Raw genomic sequence first — 15,104 nt, 5'->3', positions numbered from 1 at the left:
GCCGCGCGGGCGGGGAACCGAGCTTACTTCGCAGCCGCCTCCGCGTCCATGTCGGCGAACACCGCCTGCGCCAGGTGGAAAGCGTGGTTGGCCGCCGGCACGCCGCAGTAGATCGCGGTCTGCAGCAGCACTTCCTGGATCTCTTCGCGCGTGACGCCGTTGTTGGCGGCGGCACGCAGGTGCAGGCGCAGCTCGCCGTCGCGGTTGAGCGCCACCATCATCGCGATGGTCAGCAGGCTGCGCGTGTGGCGCGGCAGACCGGGCCGCGTCCAGATCTCGCCCCAGGCGTAGCGGGTGATGAGGTCCTGGAACGGCGCGGTCAGTTCGGTCTGCGCGGCGGTGGCACGGTCGACGTGAGCGTCGCCCAGCACGGCGCGCCTGACCTGCATGCCGGCGTGGTGGCGATCGCGCTCATCCATGGACGGCCTCGCGCGCGACGCCGGTGGTCAGGAAGCCGACCAGCACATCGGTATAGGCCTCGGCCTGCTCCCAGTTGGCGAGATGGCCGGCGGACAGCTCCACGTATTGCGCGCCGGGCACGCCCTGCGCGATCGCCCGGGTCTGCGCGGCCGGCGTCGAGATGTCGTGCGTGCCGCCGATGGCGAGCAGCGGCACGCGGATGGCCTCGAGCTGCGCGCGCAGGTCGGCGTCGCGGATGGCGGCGCAATTGCCGTTGTAGCCGGCCGGCGGCGTCGCCAGCAGCATCGCCTTGACGAGGTCGACGCGCGCCGGCGCGGCGGCGCGGTAGCCATCGGTGAACCAGCGCTCGAGCACCGTTTCGGTAATGGCAACCATGCCGCCCTGCTCCACCTGCGCGATGCGGGCGTTCCAGCTCTGCTGGGTGCCGATCTGCGCGGCGGTGTTGCTGACCACCATGCGCGGAAAGCGCTCGCCGTGATGCGCGGCGAGCCACAGGCCGGTCAGGCCGCCCATCGACAGGCCGCAGAACAGCGCGAATTCAATGTCGTAGTGGTCGAGCAGCGCCAGCACGTCGCCGCCGAGCTGCGCCACGCCGAACGGCGCGTCGGGCACGCTCGACCGGCCGTGGCCGCGGGTGTCGTAGCGCAGCAGCCGGAAATGCCGGCGCAGCGCCTCCAGCTGCGGCGCCCACATGCCGAGATCGGTGCCGAGCGAGTTGGACAGCACCAGCACCGGCTTGGCCGGGGCAGGGCCATCGTCGAATTCGTGGTAGAGGCGGACGTTGTCGTGTTCAAGCCAGGGCATGCTGTCTCCGTGGGAGTCGGGTTCAGGCGCGGCGACGGTCGTGTTCCGCCAGCACGCGGTCGACGGCGGCCGCCGCGTCGCCGAGGTAGTGGGCGGGATCGAGCAGCGCGTCCAGCCGCTGCGGCGCCGCATCGCCCCAGGCGCGCAGCACGTCGGCGTCTTCGGCCAGCACGTCGCGCAGCGTCCGGTGCTGCCGGACAGCCAGGCGGCTGGCGGCCTCCACCACGTGGTGCGCCTGCAGGCGGCCCAGGTCGGCGCCCAGGGCGAGCATCACCGCTTCGGCCAGGATCAGGCCGCGCGTCAGGTCGAGGTTGGCGCGCATCCGCGCGGCGTCGACGTTCAGCCCGGCGATGAGCTCGCGCATGCGGTCCAGCGCGCCGGCGGCGAGGCACGCCATCTCGCGCAGCGTGGCCCATTGCGCCTGCCAGCCGCCGAGCGCGCGCTCGTGCTCCTGCGGCAGCGCGGCCAGCAGGGTCGCCGCCAGCCCCGGCATGCGCGTGGCCGCCGCCAGCACGGTGGCACAGCCGACCGGGTTGCGCTTGTGCGGCATGGTGGATGAGCCGCCCTTGCCTGCACCCGCCGGCTCGGCCACCTCGCCCACCTCGGTCTGCATCATCAGCGACAGGTCGCGCGCCATGTGGCCAAGCGTGCCGGTCAGCAAAGCCAGCGCGGCGCCGATGTCGGCGATGCGGTCCTGCTCGCCATGCCACGACGCCGCGGGCAGCGGCAGATCGAGCGCCTGCGCCAAAGCCTGCACCACGGCCCGGCCTTGCGTGCCGAGGCTCGCCAGCGTGCCGGCCGCGCCGCCGAACTGCAGCGCGGGCACATGCGCGCGCAGCGCGGCCAGGCGGTCCTGCGCGCGATGCACCGCCTCCAGCCAGCCTGCCACCTTGCGGCCGAAGGTGGTCGGCAGCGCCTGCTGCAGCCAGGTGCGCGCGACCATCGGCGTATCGCGATGCGCGCGAGCCAGCGCGGCCAGCGCGTCGGCCAGTTGCCGCAGATCGGCATCGAGCAGCGCGGCCGCCTGCCGCCATTGCAGCATCAGGCCGGTATCGATGATGTCCTGGCTGGTCGCGCCCCAGTGCACATAGCGCGCGGCGAGTTCGTCGTGCTGCGCGACGGCGGCGGTCAGCTGTTTGACCAGCGGAATCGCGAGGTTGCCCGCGCCGGCCGCGGCCGCGCCGAGCGCCTCCAGGTCCAGCGTCGCCCTGGCGCACACCGCGCGGATGGGCGCCACGGCCTGCGCCGGGATCACGCCGACCTCGCCCTCGGCCTGCGCCAGCGCGGCCTCCACGTCGAGCATCGCGCGCACGGTGGCCGCGTCGGACCACACCGCCAGCATGGCCGGTGTGGAGAAGGTACGATCGAGCAGTGCGGTAATCATGGCGCGTCCGTGTTCACACGCGTTCGATCACCAGCGCGATGCCCTGGCCGACGCCGATGCACATCGTGCACAGCGCATAGCGGCCACCGGTGCGCTGCAGCTGGTACATCGCCGTGGTCACCAGGCGCGCGCCGCTCATGCCGAGCGGGTGGCCCAGCGCGATGGCCCCGCCGTTCGGGTTGACGCGCGCATCGTCGTCGGCCAGGCCGAGCTGGCGCGTCACCGCCAGGCCTTGCGCGGCAAACGCTTCGTTCAGCTCGATCACATCCATCTGGTCGATCGTCAGGCCGAGCTGCCCGAGCACCTTCTGCGAGGCCGGCGCCGGGCCGATGCCCATCACGCGCGGCGGCACGCCGGCGGTGGCCATGCCGATGATGCGCGCGCGCGGTGTCAGGCCAAAGCGCTTGGCGGCATCTTCGCTGGCGAGCAGCAGCGCGCAGGCGCCGTCGTTCACGCCCGAGGCATTGCCGGCCGTGACGGTGCCGTCCGGGCGCACCACGCCCTTGAGCCTGGCGAGCGCTTCCAGGGTGGTCGCGCGCAGATGCTCGTCGCGGGCGACCACGATGGGATCGCCCTTCTTCTGCGCGATCGTCACCGGCGTGATTTCCTGTGCCAGCGTGCCGTCGGCCTGCGCGCGCGCGGCGCTGGCCTGGCTACGCAGCGCGAAGCGGTCCTGGTCTTCGCGGCTGACCCGGTAGTCGGCGGCGACGTTCTCGGCGGTCTCGGGCATCGAGTCGACGCCGTACTGCGCCTGCATCAGCGGATTGACGAAGCGCCAGCCGATGGTGGTGTCGTAAATGGCGGCGTCGCGCGAGAAGGCGCTGGCGGCCTTGCCCATCACGAAGGGCGCGCGGCTCATGCTCTCCACGCCGCCGGCGATCATCAGCGCGGTTTCGCCGGCGCGGATGGCGCGCGCGGCGGTGCCGGTGGCGTCCATGCCCGAGCCGCACAGGCGGTTGATGGTCGAGCCCGGCACGCTGTCGGGCAGTCCGGCCAGCAGCGCCGACATGCGCGCCACGTTGCGGTTGTCCTCGCCGGCCTGGTTGGCGCAGCCGAAGATCACGTCGTCGATGGCCGACCAGTCGACCCGCGGGTTGCGCGCCATCAGCGCCTTGAGGGGCACCGCGCCGAGGTCGTCCGCGCGCACGGCGGACAGGCTGCCGCCGTAGCGGCCGATGGGCGTGCGGATGGCGTCGCAGATAAAGGCTTCCGTCATGATTGTCCTGTGTCCTGAACCGTCAAGCGCGACGCAGCGGCACGGCCGTCAGCGTCTGCAGCGTCTCGAAATCGAGGCCATCCGCCATCTCGCGCACGACCAGCCCGCCGGGCGTGACGTCGATCACGGCGAGATCGGTGTAGATGGTATCCACGCAGCCGATGCCTGTCAGCGGGTAGGTGCACGCGGGTACGATCTTGCTGTCGCCCTGCTTGGTCTGGTGCTCCATCATCACGAAGACCTGCTTGGCGCCGATGGCCAGGTCCATCGCCCCGCCCACGGCGGGAATCGCGTCCGGCGCGCCGGTGTGCCAGTTGGCCAGATCGCCGGTGGCCGACACCTGGAAGGCGCCGAGCACGCAGTAGTCGAGATGGCCGCCCCGCATCATGGCAAACGAATCGGCGTGGTGGAAGTAAGCCCCGCCCGGCTTGATGGTCACCGGCTGCTTGCCGGCGTTGATGAGGTCGGGGTCTTCCGCGCCGGGCGCGGGCGCCGGGCCCATGCCGAGCAGGCCGTTCTCGCTGTGCAGCAGGATCTCGCGGTCGGCCGGCAGCTGGTTGGCCACCAGCGTCGGCAGGCCGATGCCGAGGTTGACGACCGAGCCGTCGGGGATGTCGCGCGCCACGCGGGCGGCGATCTGGTCGCGCGTCCAGCGCTGGATCTTGGCGGTGGCTTCGGCGTTCATGCGGCCTCCCTGGTTTGCGCGGCGGCGCCGACCGGCACGATGCGCTTGACGAAGATGCCCGGCGTGACGATGTGCTCCGGGTCCAGCGCGCCCAGCTCGACCGTCGCATCGACCTCGGCGATGGTGCACTTGGCCGCCATCGCCATCACGGGGCCGAAATTGCGCGCGGTCTTGCGGTAGACCAGGTTGCCCCAGCGATCACCGCGCAGGGCCTTGATGAGGGCGTAGTCGGCGGTCAGCGGCAGTTCGAACACGTAGGGCTTGCCGTCGATGATGCGCGTCTCCTTGCCTTCGGCCAGTTGCGTGCCGTAGGCGGTCGGGCAGAAAAAGCCGCCGATGCCGGCGCCCGCCGCGCGAATGCGCTCGGCCAGGTTGCCCTGCGGCACGAGCTCCAGCTCGATCTCGCCCGCGCGGTAGAGCGCGTCGAACACGTACGAGTCGGACTGGCGCGGGAACGAGCAGACGATCTTGCGCACGCGCCGCGCCTTGAGCAGCGCCGCCAGGCCCGTCTCGCCGTTGCCGGCGTTGTTGTTGATGATGGTCAGCTCGCGCGCGCCGTGGGCGATGAGCCCGTCGATGAGCGCAGCGGGCATGCCGGCGGTACCGAACCCGCCGATCATGATGGTGGCGCCGTCCGGGATATCGGCCAGCGCGGCCTCCACGGACAGGCAAATCTTGTTGATCACGTGACATCCTCCGGCCAGGGCGCCCCGGGGCGGGCGCCGATGGAGCGTCGCCCGGCCGGCTGCCCGGTCGGCAAGGCCACGGATCGCGGCCTGCGAGTCTCCTGTTGAACGCGGATCGACGGGGCCTTGTGCACCGGCCTGCTCTCTCTTGCTTGTTCGATAAGCGAACTCACGTTCGATCCAAGAACCAATCTACGGCAGCCCCCTCCCCCTGTCAAGGCGTACGCATGCCGACCAGCCGTTCGAGTGGCGAAGCACGGAGAAAGCCAGTAGGCTTGATGAAACCGGTTCCATTCATGTCTTTCCTTTTTTGCATGTCCGTCTCCGATCTGCCCGCCGAGAAGCCCAGCGATTCCTATGTGCAGTCGTTCGCACGCGGGCTCTCGGTCATCCGTGCCTTCAATGCCGAGCGCCCCGCGCAAACGCTGTCCGAGGTGGCCGAGGCGACCGGCCTCACGCGCGCCGGCGCCCGCCGCATCCTGCTCACGCTGGTCAGCCTCGGCTACGTCAGCTTCGAGGGGCGGCTGTTCCGCCTGACGCCCCGGATCCTCGACCTCGGCTTCGCGTATCTCACCTCGATGCCGTTCTGGAACCTGGCCGAGCCGGTCATGGAAGAACTGGTGCAGACCGTCCACGAGAGCTGCTCGGCCTCGGTGCTGGACGGCACCGAGATCGTCTACGTGCTGCGCGTGCCCACGCAGAAGATCATCGCGCTGAACCTGTCGGTCGGCAGCCGGCTGCCGGCGTTCTGCACATCGATGGGGCGCGTGCTGCTGTCGGGGCTGCCAGAGGACCGGCTCGACATCGTGCTGCGCGAGTCGGACCGGCGCCCGCGCACGCAGCGCACCATCACCGAGGTCGACGCGCTCAAGGACGTGATTGCCGGCGTGCGCGCGCAGGGCTGGGCGCTGGTCGACCAGGAACTGGAAGAAGGGCTGATCTCGCTGTCGACGCCGATCCGCAACCGGGCAGGCGATATCATCGCCGCCATGAACATCAGCGGGCAGGCCAACCGCACCTCGGCCAGGCAGATGACCCGGCAGTTTCTCGGCCCGCTGCAGCAGGCGGCCGAACGGATTTCTTCCATGGTGCGGGTGCGAACCTGAGCGCGCGCAAGCGTCGCGCATTCAGGTGCGCTCAACGCCTCGCATCCGGGAAGAATTTTCAATAGAATTGTGGCTCTGTGGGCAAAGAGAAAGTACGTGACTCGACACGCCGCCACTCGGACCGGACTGGATGCGAAACGCCTGCTGCGTCGCCGCCGCGGTGACGCCGTGCACGCCATGGCGATCGCCCTGGCGCTGCTGGCGGGCACGGTCTGGGCACAGCCGGCGCCGGCTGCGTCGCCCCTGCCTGCGGCCGCGGCGCTGCAAGACCTCTCGCCGCTGGCCCGCATGCTGGTCGGTGCGGCTACGGGCCGCAGCACGGCGGCGGCCGGCGTGCCGGCCCTGACCGGGTCCGCCCGCAACACCGATCGCGTCCTCACCCTCGCCTGCGCCGAGATCAACCGGTTCACGCCCGTCCCGCTCGACCGCGAGACCGCGCTGGCGCAGTGTTCGCTGGCCCAGAAGAAAAACCTCGTCTTCCTGATCACCCTGACCAACTACGCGGCGCATTCGGCCGCATCGCAGGGCTTCCGCCTCAATTTCGTGCCAATCCTGCAGAAAAACATCTGCAACAACGGCGACGTGCGCATCCTCACGCGGCTCGGCCTGAGCCTGGTCTACCGCTACCGCGGCAACGACCACGAGATGGTCGGCGACGTACCGATCAACGAGACCATCTGCGGCACGCTCTAGCCTTGCAGCGTGCGCCCCGGGAATCTCCGGATTGAAGCCCCCGGAGAGCTTTGCCATTAATGACCGACAACGCGACAACAAGCGCCCCGGCACCTGTCCCTGAGGGCAGGCGCCGCATTCCATGTTTGCCGCGGCCCCGCAGGGGAACCGCTCCCGCCAACCGCAGGACCATGCGACGTGAGCCGCGCGCCCGATCGTCCCGATGCCCGCCCGGCCGCCCCGGCCCCGGCCCCTGCCCGCCGCATGAAGACCGGCCGCGGCCCGGCATCGACGTTGCCGCACGCACCGCATGCCCGGCATGCACCGGCCCCGACAACCCTCCCATTCATATGGATATGCGGACATCGCGCTTCCCCGCGAGCCGCATGCCGGCGTACGCTGCGCGACGCCAAGCGGACGATGCACCGCATCCGTCGTACGCCGTCCGTTGCTCAACCACCCAAGCCGTCATGGAGGAACACCAATGAAAACCATCCGCCCAACCCGCCGCCTGGCCGACCTGGCCTGCGCCGCCATCGTGGCTGCGGTGACCCTGGCCGCGGTTCCGGCCAAGGCCGACCAACTGGCCGACGTCAAGAAGAAGGGGGAACTGGTCTGCGGCGTGCTCGGCACCGACGAGCCGTTCAGCTTCCTGAAAGATCCGATGAGCCGCGAGATCGTCGGCTACGACGTCGACATGTGCAATGCCGTCGCCAAGAGCCTGGGCGTCAAGCCGGTGCTCAAGCAACTGGCCGTGGCCGCGCGCATCCCCGAGCTGCAGCAGGGCCGCGTCGACCTGCTGGCCGCCTCCCTGACCCACAACAAGGAGCGCGAGGCGCAGATCGATTTCTCCGTGTCGACCTTCGTCACCGGCCAGAAGGCGATGGTCCGCAAGGACAGCGGCATCACGTCGCTGGCACAGCTCGACGGCAAGAAGGTGCTGACCGTCAAGGGCTCGACGATGGAGGCCAACATCGGCAAGGCGATCAAGAACGCCGACATCGTCTCGTTCGACAACAGCCCGCAGGCCCTGCTCGCGCTGCAGCAAGGCAAGGGCGCGGCCTACGTCAACGACGAGACCACGCTGGTCGGCAACATGGCCAAGCTGGGGACCGCCTCGCGCGACTACGCCCTCCTGCCGCAGAACCTGTCGACCGAGCACTTCGCGCTGGGCCTGCGCAAGAACGAGCCGGCCTTCCGCGAGCAGGTCAACAAGGTGCTGCGCGGCCTGGAAGCCAGCGGCGAAGCGCAGACGCTCTATGACAAGTGGTTCGGCCCGGGCACCAAGATGAACTTCGGCCCGCGCAGCTTCAAGCTGTCGACCGACAAGATCGACTGAGTACCCGCCGCGCCGCCCGGACGCCCTCCGGGCGGCGGAACGCCATGCCCAATTTCGATCTGTCGATGCTGCTGTCGGGGCAGTATCACCAGTGGCTCGTCACCGGTTTCCAGTTGTCGATCAAGCTGACCGCGCTGGCCTTCGTGCTGGCCCTGCCGCTGGCCATCGCGGTGGCGCTGCTGCGCCTGGCGCCGGCGGCGCCGCTGCGGGCGGTCGGCCAGGCCTATGTCGAGGCCATCCGCAACGTGCCGCTGCTCGCCCACATGCTGTTCTGGTACTTCGGCGCGCCGCAGCTGCTGCCGATGTCCGTCAAGACCTGGCTCTACAACCTCAATTACGAAGCGGCGAGCGCGGTCATCGCGCTCGTGCTCTATACGGCCGCCTACATGGCGGAGGACATCCGCAGCGGCCTGCGCTCGATCCCGAAGGAGCAGTTCGAGGCCAGCCGCGCGCTGGGCCTGAGCTTCCTGCAGGCCATGCGGCTGGTGGTGCTGCCGCAATCGCTGCGCGTGACCGTACCGCCGCTGGTCAGCCAGACGCTGAACCTGTGGAAGAACTCCAGCATCGCCATGGTGATCGGCGTGGCGGAACTGATGTACCAGGCGCAGCAGGTGGAAAGCGCCACCTTCCGCGGCTTCGAGGCGTTCGCCTTCGCCACGGCGGCCTATCTGTCCATTTCGATGGCGATCACGGTATTTTCGGCGTGGTACCAGCATCGCTACCCCGTGCGGACCCTGTGACCATGCTCGAACTCATCCAGACCTACGGCCTCTACTACCTGATCGGACAGTATCCGAACGGCCCCCTGGGCGGCCTGGCGCTCACGCTGCTGCTGGCCGCCGCCGGCCTGGTGCTGGCGCTGCCCGCGGGCATCCTGCTCGGCCTGTGCCGGGTCAGCCCGATCCGGCTGCTGCGCTGGCCGGCCACGGCGCTGGTCTACGTGGTGCGCGGCACGCCGCTGCTGATGGTGATCTTCTGGGCGTACTTCCTGCTGCCCACGCTCACCGGCCAGCGCACCGACCAGTTCAACACCATGCTGACCGCGCTGGTGGTCTTCGATGCCGCGTACCTGGCCGAGATCGTCCGCGCGGGCATCCAGGCCCTGCCGCGCGGGCAGATGGAGAGCGCGCGCTCGCTGGGCCTGCCGTACCTGCAGGCGATGCGGCTGGTGCTCCTGCCGCAGGCGCTGCGCAACATGCTGCCCTCGCTGGTCAACCAGCTCGTGTCCACCATCAAGGAGACCTCGCTCGGCTACATCATCAGCCTGCCCGAAGTGTCGTTCGTGGCCGGGCAGATCAGCACGTCGGTCATGACCCAGTCGGCCGAGGTGTACGGCCTGCTGGCGCTGAGCTACTTCGCGATGTGCTTTGGCCTGACCCGCGTGGCCTTCCTGCTGGAGCGGCGCCTGGCGGCGCGCGCACTGACCCAACCATGAACATGATCACCATCGAGCATGTCGACAAGTGGTACGGCGACTACCACGCGCTGGTCGACGTCAACGAAACCGTCGCCAAGGGAGAAGTCGTGGTGGTGTGCGGGCCGTCGGGCTCGGGCAAGTCCACACTGATCCGCACGCTGAACCGGCTGGAGGCCATCCAGAAGGGCCGCATCACCGTCAACGGCCAGGACGTGCATGCGCACGGCGTGAACGTGAACGTGCTGCGCAGCGGCATCGGCTTCGTGTTCCAGCAATTCAACCTGTTCCCGCACCTGACCGTGATGCAGAACTGCACGCTGGCGCCGGTGCGGCTCAAGCGCCTGCCGCCGCAGGAGGCGAAGGATTTCGCCATGCGCCTGCTGGAACGCGTCGGCCTGCCGCACAAGGCGGACGCCTATCCCGGCGAGCTGTCGGGCGGCCAGCAGCAGCGCGTGGCCATCGCGCGCGCGCTGGCGATGAAGCCGCCGGTGATGCTGTTCGACGAGCCGACCTCGGCGCTCGACCCGGAAATGGTCAACGAGGTGCTGCTGGTCATCAAGGACCTCGCCCGCGACGGCATGACCATGATGTGCGTCACGCACGAAATGGGCTTCGCGCGCGAGGTGGCCGACCGGGTGCTGTTCATGGACCACGGCGAGATCCTGGAGCGGGCCCGGCCGGAAGACTTCTTCCTGCGCCCGCAGCATCCGCGCGCGCAGCGCTTCCTGGCCGACATCCGCTCGCCGTGGGGCGCGCCGGCCTGACGCCCGGGCGCGTGCCCATGAAAAGAACGGGGGACCACGTCCCCCGCCTCCACCGGTACGGCTGCCGGTGCGTCCGGCGCCGCCTCTCGCCCGATCGGCCGCGTTACTGGATCGCCTTGTCGTTCGGGTGGGCGTACAGCGCCTTCATGCCCTCCGTCATCGGGTAGTTCAGGTTCAGGCCCTTGGGCGGAATCGGAGACAGGAACCACTTCTTGTACAGCGCGCCAGCGCGGCCCGAGGTCATCAGATCGGCGATCACGTCGTCAGCGACCTTCTTGAAGGCCGGATCGTCCTTGCGCATCATGCACGCGTAGGTCTCGGTCTGCAGCGGCGTGCCGACCACCACCCAGTCGTTCTGGTTCTTGGCCTTGGTGCGCTCGCCGTAGAGCAGCGGCTCGTCCATCACGAAGGCCACGGCGCGGCCCGACTCCAGCGTCAGGAAGGCCTGGCCGTGATCCTTGGCGAGGATCAGGTTCATCTTGTCGGCGTCCTTCGCCTCGCCGTTCATCTTCTGCAGGATGCGGTCTTCGGTGGTGCCGGCGGTAGTGACCACGGTCTTGCCCTTCAGGTCGGGGAAGTCCTTGATGCCGGCGTCCTTCTTCACCAGCATCAGCATGCCGTAGATGAAGATGTTGTTGGAGAACGCCACCTGCTTCTGGCGCTCCAGGTTGTTGGTGGTGGAGCCGCACTCGAAATCGATGGTGCCGTTCTGCAGCAGCGGGATGCGGTTCTGCGAGGTGATCGGCGTGAGCTTGACCTGCAGGCCGGACAGGCCGAGCGTCTTCTTCACGCCATCGACGATCAGGTTGGAGATCTCCTGCGAGTAGCCGGTGATGTTGCCGCTGCTGGCCTCGTACGAGAACGGGATCGACGATTCGCGATAGCCGACGGAGATCACGCCCGATTGCTTGATCTTCGCCAGGGTGTCGTTGGACTGCGCCTGCGCGCCGGCCGACAGCATCGCCAGGGCGCCGGCCGCGGCCATCGTCAGGCAGCGCAGCGTGCGCCGGGTCGTGTGCAAGGTCTTCATGATTCCCCTCCTGTTCGGGATGTTCGGGTCAGGACTGCTTCACCAAGAAAGGCCGATACGGATCGCGTGCCTAGCGCGCCAGCGCATACGGCGCCGCCGCGATCGCCGGCGCGCGCCGCGCGATCAGGTCGGCCAGCAGGCCGGCGCTGCCCATGGCCAGCGTAAAGCCCAGCGCGCCATGGCCGACATTGAGCCACAGGCCGTCCACCGGCGACGGGCCCACCACCGGCACGCCGGTCGGGGTCGCCGGCCGCATGCCCGCCCACGGCGCGGCATCGGCGCCGGCATCGCTGGCGCGCAGCGCGGCGGGAAACAGCGCGCGGGTTTCATCGTAGAGGGTCTGCACGCGGCGCGGGTCGAGCCGGTCCGACCAGCCCACCAGGTCCGCCATGCCCGCCACGCGCAGCGTGCGGCCGATGCGGGCGTAGACGATCTTGCGCGCCGCGTCCGTGACGCTGACGACCGGTGCGCCATCGCTGCCCGCCCCGCCCTCCCCCAATGGCAGGCTGATGCTGTAGCCCTTGAGCGGATACAGGCCCGGGTCGATGCGCAACGGGCCGAGCAGTCCGGCACTGGCCACGCCGGTGGCCACGACCACGGCATCGGCGGCGATCGGCTCATGGGCAGTCCTCACGCCGCGCACGCGCCGGCCCTCCACCCACAGCGACTCGACACCGGTATTGAAGCGCAGCGCCACATTGGGCAGGGCGCACAGCCGGTTGAACAGGCCGACGCAGAGCTGGTGGCAGTCGGCCACGTCTTCATCCGGCGTGTAGATGGCGCCGACGATCGCACCGCGCGCGCCAGCCAGCGCGGGCTCCCGGACGATGGTCTCGTCGGCCGACAACGCATGCTGCTCGCAGCCGAGCGTCGCCTGGTAGCCGACCTGGGCACGGGCCGACGCAAAGGCCGCGGCATCGCGATAGACCACCAGCTTGCCGCGCCGCGCAAAGCTGAAGGACAGATCGGGCGAGGCCGCGCGCAGCGCCTCCATGCGGGCGCGGCTGTAGAACGACAGCGCCAGCAGCTCGCGCGTGGTGCGGTCGGCCCGTTCGCGGTTGCACGCGGCAATGAAGCGCAGGCCCCAGCGCAGCAGCGCCGGGTCCAGCGACGGCTTGAGCCGCAGCGGCGAATCGCGCCGCAACAGCCAGCCCGGCACATGCGACAGCACGCCCGGCCCGGCCAGCGGCGCCACATAGCTATAGCTGAGCTGGCCGCCGTTGGCATAGCTGGTGCCCTCCCCGGGGCCCGGGTGACGCTCGACCAGCGTGACCTGATGGCCCTCCTGGGCCAGCGCGTACGCCGTACTGATGCCGACGATGCCGGCGCCCACAACCGTGATCTGCATGAACTTGCTGGAATATCGGGGAATGCGTTGCCGGCAGATTACGGACGGTGGATGGGTCAGCGCAAATGCTGCGTTGTTGGAGGCAATGTCATGGGGCTATGGGTGGCGCGGTGCCGGTCTTGCCGGTCCGGGTTCCGATGGACCATCCGGCCCCGCCCAGAACTGGCAAGGTCAGTGCGGACTACGCCCGTTTGCGTTGCGCCGGGCCGCCCCACACCGCCGTGCCGGATGTCGCAAACGTTGGCACGCCAACGCGTCGACAGGCCATTGACGATGCCCGCATTACGAATCTTTGCAATTTGCCCAAAGTGCGCACCGTTGCCAGACCTAATCTTCCGACACCCCCCAATCGAAGAGGCAGCCATGAAAACACGCTATCAGAAGACCCTCATCGCGCTGCCACTGCCGTTCATCATCGCCGCGTGCGGTGGCGGTGGTGGCGCAGACACGGCCGGCATGGGCGCGCTTCATGTCGCGATGACGGATGCACCGGCCTGCGGCTTCGATCATGTCTACGTAACCGTGGACAACGTGCGCGTGCACGCCAGCGCGTCCGCCGCCGACACCGACAGCGGCTGGACCGACATTGCGCTGGCCACCCCGCAGAAAGTCGACCTGCTCGCGCTCACCAACGGCGTGCTGACCGACCTGGGCCGCGCGCCGCTGCCAGCCGGGCAATACCAGCAGGTGCGCCTGGTGCTGTCGGCCAACCAGGGCAACGTCCTCGCCAATTCGGTCGTGGTGACCGGCTCGGCCACAGAGCAGGCGCTGGCCACGCCCAGCGGCACGCAGAGCGGTTACAAGATCATCCAGCCCTTCACGGTGCAGGCCGGCACGCTGGTCGATCTGGTGCTGGACTTCAATGCCTGCAAATCGATCGTGCAGCAAGGCAACGGCGCCTATAGCCTCAAGCCGGTGGTGACCGCCACGCCGGTGGTCGTCAGCGGCGCGATCTCGGGCTACGTGAGCGCCGCGCAGGCCGGCACCACGGTCTATGCCGAACAGAACGGCGCGGTCGTTCGCGGCACGATGGCTGACGCCATGGGGCAGTTCGTGCTCTCGCCGCTGGTGCAGAGCAGCACCAACGGCACGTACGACGTGGTCGTGGTCGACAACACGCTGCCGACCGGCCATGCCACGGGCATCATCCGCGCCGTGCCGGTCACGGCCAGCGCCACGACGACGGTAGCCACCGCCGCCACGCCGATCACCTTGCCCACCTCCACCACCAATACGGCGTCGGGCACGGTCACCGCCTCGGCGCAGGCCTCGCTGCGGGCGCTGCAGACCATCAGTTCGGTGTCGTATGAGATCGCCTCGGCGAATGCCAACCTCGATACCGGAGCGTATTCGCTAACGCTGCCGGCCGCAGCACCGCTGGTGGGCACGTACAGCGCGCCGCTGCCGATCGCGCTGTCGGTGGTATCGTCCGTGGCCGGGCAGTACTCGGTGCAGGCGACCAGCGCGTCTGGCGTCACGCAAAGCCGTGCGGTGAATGTCTCGGCGGGCAGCCAGACCGGCGTCAACTTCAGTTTCTAACCAGGGAGCACGGGAGCCGAGCCGCCCCCCGACAACACAATGAAAAAAATCCTTCTCATCCTGTCGCTCGGTGCCGCGATGCTGGGCGGCTGCGCTGTGTACGTTCCCGACTCGGGCGTGGTCGCGGCGCCGCAGGGCGGCCCCGGCAACGGCTTCTGCCCGCCGGGCCAGGCAAAGAAAGGCAATTGCTGAGCGTGGCGCGCAGCAAAAAAGGCCGGTCACGGTGAACTGCACCCCAAAGGTTGAACAGATGTCCAACTTTACGGGGTCAGTTCACGGCGACCGGCCTTTTTTCCGTGGCAGCGCGCTTACTTCAGCTTGCCCGCGTGCTTGCGCTGCATCGACTTGCCGTGCTGATGTGCGCGGTCCGCCGCGCGGGCGCGGCCCTTGTCGCGATCGGCGGCATCGGGACCATTGGTATTGGCCAGCCCCCGGCTGCTGATGCGCGCGGCAGAACCACCACCGGCATTGCCGCCCTTGGCCTGGGCCGCCATCGAAACGGTGCACAGCAGGCCAACCGCGCAAGCCACCATCCATCGTGCTCGAACCATTTTTGCGTCCTCCTTCTGGTTTTGGATTCCACCGATTGTAGGCAAGTGTGGACAGGCGTACGCACGGCAGTGCAACCAATCGTAACCGCATCGCGGATGCCGTCAGGAGGACAGGCGACCCCGCCGCCGGACGCTCCCAAAGC

General features: G+C 69.0%; 17 protein-coding genes. 8 read left to right on the top strand and 9 right to left on the bottom strand.

From position 1 onward, the window contains the following. Positions 1-23: 23 nt before the first annotated feature. Genes pcaC through GO999_RS05600 form a run of 6 tightly spaced genes read right to left on the bottom strand, consistent with a single transcriptional unit; the run spans position 24 to position 5,195 of the window. Positions 24-419: a 4-carboxymuconolactone decarboxylase gene (gene pcaC / locus GO999_RS05625; RefSeq protein ID WP_011002176.1), complete on the bottom strand. Its 396-nt coding sequence runs from the start codon at positions 417-419 to the stop codon at positions 24-26. Then, positions 412-1,224 carry a 3-oxoadipate enol-lactonase gene (gene pcaD / locus GO999_RS05620; protein ID WP_211906644.1) on the bottom strand — a complete coding sequence of 271 codons (813 nt, stop codon included), beginning with the start codon at positions 1,222-1,224 and terminating at the stop codon, positions 412-414. The genes pcaC and pcaD overlap by 8 nt, the downstream gene beginning before the upstream one ends. A 22-nt stretch (positions 1,225-1,246) precedes the next feature. After that, positions 1,247-2,608 carry a 3-carboxy-cis,cis-muconate cycloisomerase gene (locus GO999_RS05615; protein WP_211906643.1) on the bottom strand — a complete coding sequence of 454 codons (1,362 nt, stop codon included), beginning with the start codon at positions 2,606-2,608 and terminating at the stop codon, positions 1,247-1,249. Positions 2,609-2,621: 13 nt separating this feature from the next. Next, positions 2,622-3,824: a 3-oxoadipyl-CoA thiolase gene (pcaF, locus tag GO999_RS05610; RefSeq protein ID WP_211906642.1), complete on the bottom strand. Its 1,203-nt coding sequence runs from the start codon at positions 3,822-3,824 to the stop codon at positions 2,622-2,624. Between the two features lie 22 nt (positions 3,825-3,846). Next, positions 3,847-4,509 carry a CoA transferase subunit B gene (locus tag GO999_RS05605; protein WP_019718490.1) on the bottom strand — a complete coding sequence of 221 codons (663 nt, stop codon included), beginning with the start codon at positions 4,507-4,509 and terminating at the stop codon, positions 3,847-3,849. Next, positions 4,506-5,195: a 3-oxoacid CoA-transferase subunit A gene (locus GO999_RS05600; RefSeq protein WP_011002181.1), complete on the bottom strand. Its 690-nt coding sequence runs from the start codon at positions 5,193-5,195 to the stop codon at positions 4,506-4,508. Before GO999_RS05600 ends, GO999_RS05605 begins: the two co-directional genes overlap by 4 nt. A gap of 314 nt (positions 5,196-5,509) precedes the next feature. Here GO999_RS05600 and GO999_RS05595 point away from each other — a divergent pair, with 314 nt between their 5' ends. The 6 genes from GO999_RS05595 (at position 5,510) to GO999_RS05570 (ending at position 10,493) form a co-directional block, all read left to right on the top strand. Beyond that, on the top strand, positions 5,510-6,301 hold the full coding sequence (locus GO999_RS05595) for an IclR family transcriptional regulator (RefSeq protein WP_016722797.1): 792 nt from the start codon (positions 5,510-5,512) through the stop codon (positions 6,299-6,301). Between the two features lie 96 nt (positions 6,302-6,397). Then, complete coding sequence (locus GO999_RS05590; RefSeq protein ID WP_016726339.1) at positions 6,398-6,994, top strand: hypothetical protein; 597 nt, start codon at positions 6,398-6,400, stop codon at positions 6,992-6,994. Between the two features lie 463 nt (positions 6,995-7,457). Beyond that, positions 7,458-8,312, top strand: coding sequence for an ABC transporter substrate-binding protein (locus GO999_RS05585; RefSeq protein ID WP_016722795.1), 855 nt, complete (start codon positions 7,458-7,460; stop codon positions 8,310-8,312). A 44-nt stretch (positions 8,313-8,356) separates the two neighbouring features. Further along, entirely contained in the window at positions 8,357-9,052 is a 696-nt protein-coding gene (locus GO999_RS05580) for an amino acid ABC transporter permease (protein WP_011002185.1), read from the top strand. 2 nt (positions 9,053-9,054) lie between these two features. Continuing rightward, positions 9,055-9,747, top strand: coding sequence for an amino acid ABC transporter permease (locus tag GO999_RS05575; protein ID WP_023470430.1), 693 nt, complete (start codon positions 9,055-9,057; stop codon positions 9,745-9,747). After that, positions 9,744-10,493, top strand: a complete 750-nt coding sequence (locus tag GO999_RS05570; RefSeq protein ID WP_011002187.1) for an amino acid ABC transporter ATP-binding protein — start codon at positions 9,744-9,746, stop codon at positions 10,491-10,493. The genes GO999_RS05575 and GO999_RS05570 overlap by 4 nt, the downstream gene beginning before the upstream one ends. A 103-nt stretch (positions 10,494-10,596) precedes the next feature. Here the strand turns inward: GO999_RS05570 and GO999_RS05565 are convergent, their stop codons facing one another. Both GO999_RS05565 and GO999_RS05560 read right to left on the bottom strand, forming a co-directional pair. Further along, entirely contained in the window at positions 10,597-11,523 is a 927-nt protein-coding gene (locus tag GO999_RS05565) for a glutamate/aspartate ABC transporter substrate-binding protein (RefSeq protein ID WP_016722792.1), read from the bottom strand. A gap of 70 nt (positions 11,524-11,593) precedes the next feature. Beyond that, entirely contained in the window at positions 11,594-12,871 is a 1,278-nt protein-coding gene (locus GO999_RS05560; protein WP_211906641.1) for a D-amino acid dehydrogenase, read from the bottom strand. Positions 12,872-13,234: 363 nt separating this feature from the next. On the opposite strand from GO999_RS05560, the gene GO999_RS05555 reads away from it, so the two are divergent. Together GO999_RS05555 and GO999_RS05550 are read left to right on the top strand one after the other, a co-directional pair. After that, positions 13,235-14,410, top strand: a complete 1,176-nt coding sequence (locus GO999_RS05555) for a DUF4382 domain-containing protein (RefSeq protein ID WP_211906640.1) — start codon at positions 13,235-13,237, stop codon at positions 14,408-14,410. A gap of 39 nt (positions 14,411-14,449) precedes the next feature. Then, complete coding sequence (locus GO999_RS05550) at positions 14,450-14,602, top strand: hypothetical protein (protein WP_011002191.1); 153 nt, start codon at positions 14,450-14,452, stop codon at positions 14,600-14,602. A gap of 116 nt (positions 14,603-14,718) precedes the next feature. Here the strand turns inward: GO999_RS05550 and GO999_RS05545 are convergent, their stop codons facing one another. Next, complete coding sequence (locus tag GO999_RS05545) at positions 14,719-14,961, bottom strand: hypothetical protein (protein ID WP_020832396.1); 243 nt, start codon at positions 14,959-14,961, stop codon at positions 14,719-14,721. Positions 14,962-15,104: the final 143 nt, after the last annotated feature.

Source organism: Ralstonia nicotianae (assembly GCF_018243235.1).
Taxonomy (GTDB): Bacteria; Pseudomonadota; Gammaproteobacteria; order Burkholderiales; family Burkholderiaceae; genus Ralstonia; species Ralstonia nicotianae.
This window is presented reverse-complemented; position numbering and strand designations above follow the sequence as displayed.

Excerpts from the sequence above, each read along its gene's own strand:
- pcaD (WP_211906644.1), bottom strand. The coding sequence starts at position 1,224 with ATGCCCTGGCTTGAACACGACAACGTCCGCCTCTACCACGAATTCGAC.
- GO999_RS05595 (WP_016722797.1), top strand. The coding sequence starts at position 5,510 with ATGTCCGTCTCCGATCTGCCCGCCGAGAAGCCCAGCGATTCCTATGTG.
- GO999_RS05580 (WP_011002185.1), top strand. The coding sequence starts at position 8,357 with ATGCCCAATTTCGATCTGTCGATGCTGCTGTCGGGGCAGTATCACCAG.
- GO999_RS05565 (WP_016722792.1), bottom strand. The coding sequence starts at position 11,523 with ATGAAGACCTTGCACACGACCCGGCGCACGCTGCGCTGCCTGACGATG.
- GO999_RS05555 (WP_211906640.1), top strand. The coding sequence starts at position 13,235 with ATGAAAACACGCTATCAGAAGACCCTCATCGCGCTGCCACTGCCGTTC.
- GO999_RS05585 (WP_016722795.1), top strand. The coding sequence starts at position 7,458 with ATGAAAACCATCCGCCCAACCCGCCGCCTGGCCGACCTGGCCTGCGCC.
- GO999_RS05615 (WP_211906643.1), bottom strand. The coding sequence starts at position 2,608 with ATGATTACCGCACTGCTCGATCGTACCTTCTCCACACCGGCCATGCTG.
- GO999_RS05605 (WP_019718490.1), bottom strand. The coding sequence starts at position 4,509 with ATGAACGCCGAAGCCACCGCCAAGATCCAGCGCTGGACGCGCGACCAG.
- GO999_RS05545 (WP_020832396.1), bottom strand. The coding sequence starts at position 14,961 with ATGGTTCGAGCACGATGGATGGTGGCTTGCGCGGTTGGCCTGCTGTGC.
- GO999_RS05560 (WP_211906641.1), bottom strand. The coding sequence starts at position 12,871 with ATGCAGATCACGGTTGTGGGCGCCGGCATCGTCGGCATCAGTACGGCG.
- GO999_RS05550 (WP_011002191.1), top strand. The coding sequence starts at position 14,450 with ATGAAAAAAATCCTTCTCATCCTGTCGCTCGGTGCCGCGATGCTGGGC.
- pcaC (WP_011002176.1), bottom strand. The coding sequence starts at position 419 with ATGGATGAGCGCGATCGCCACCACGCCGGCATGCAGGTCAGGCGCGCC.
- pcaF (WP_211906642.1), bottom strand. The coding sequence starts at position 3,824 with ATGACGGAAGCCTTTATCTGCGACGCCATCCGCACGCCCATCGGCCGC.
- GO999_RS05575 (WP_023470430.1), top strand. The coding sequence starts at position 9,055 with ATGCTCGAACTCATCCAGACCTACGGCCTCTACTACCTGATCGGACAG.
- GO999_RS05570 (WP_011002187.1), top strand. The coding sequence starts at position 9,744 with ATGAACATGATCACCATCGAGCATGTCGACAAGTGGTACGGCGACTAC.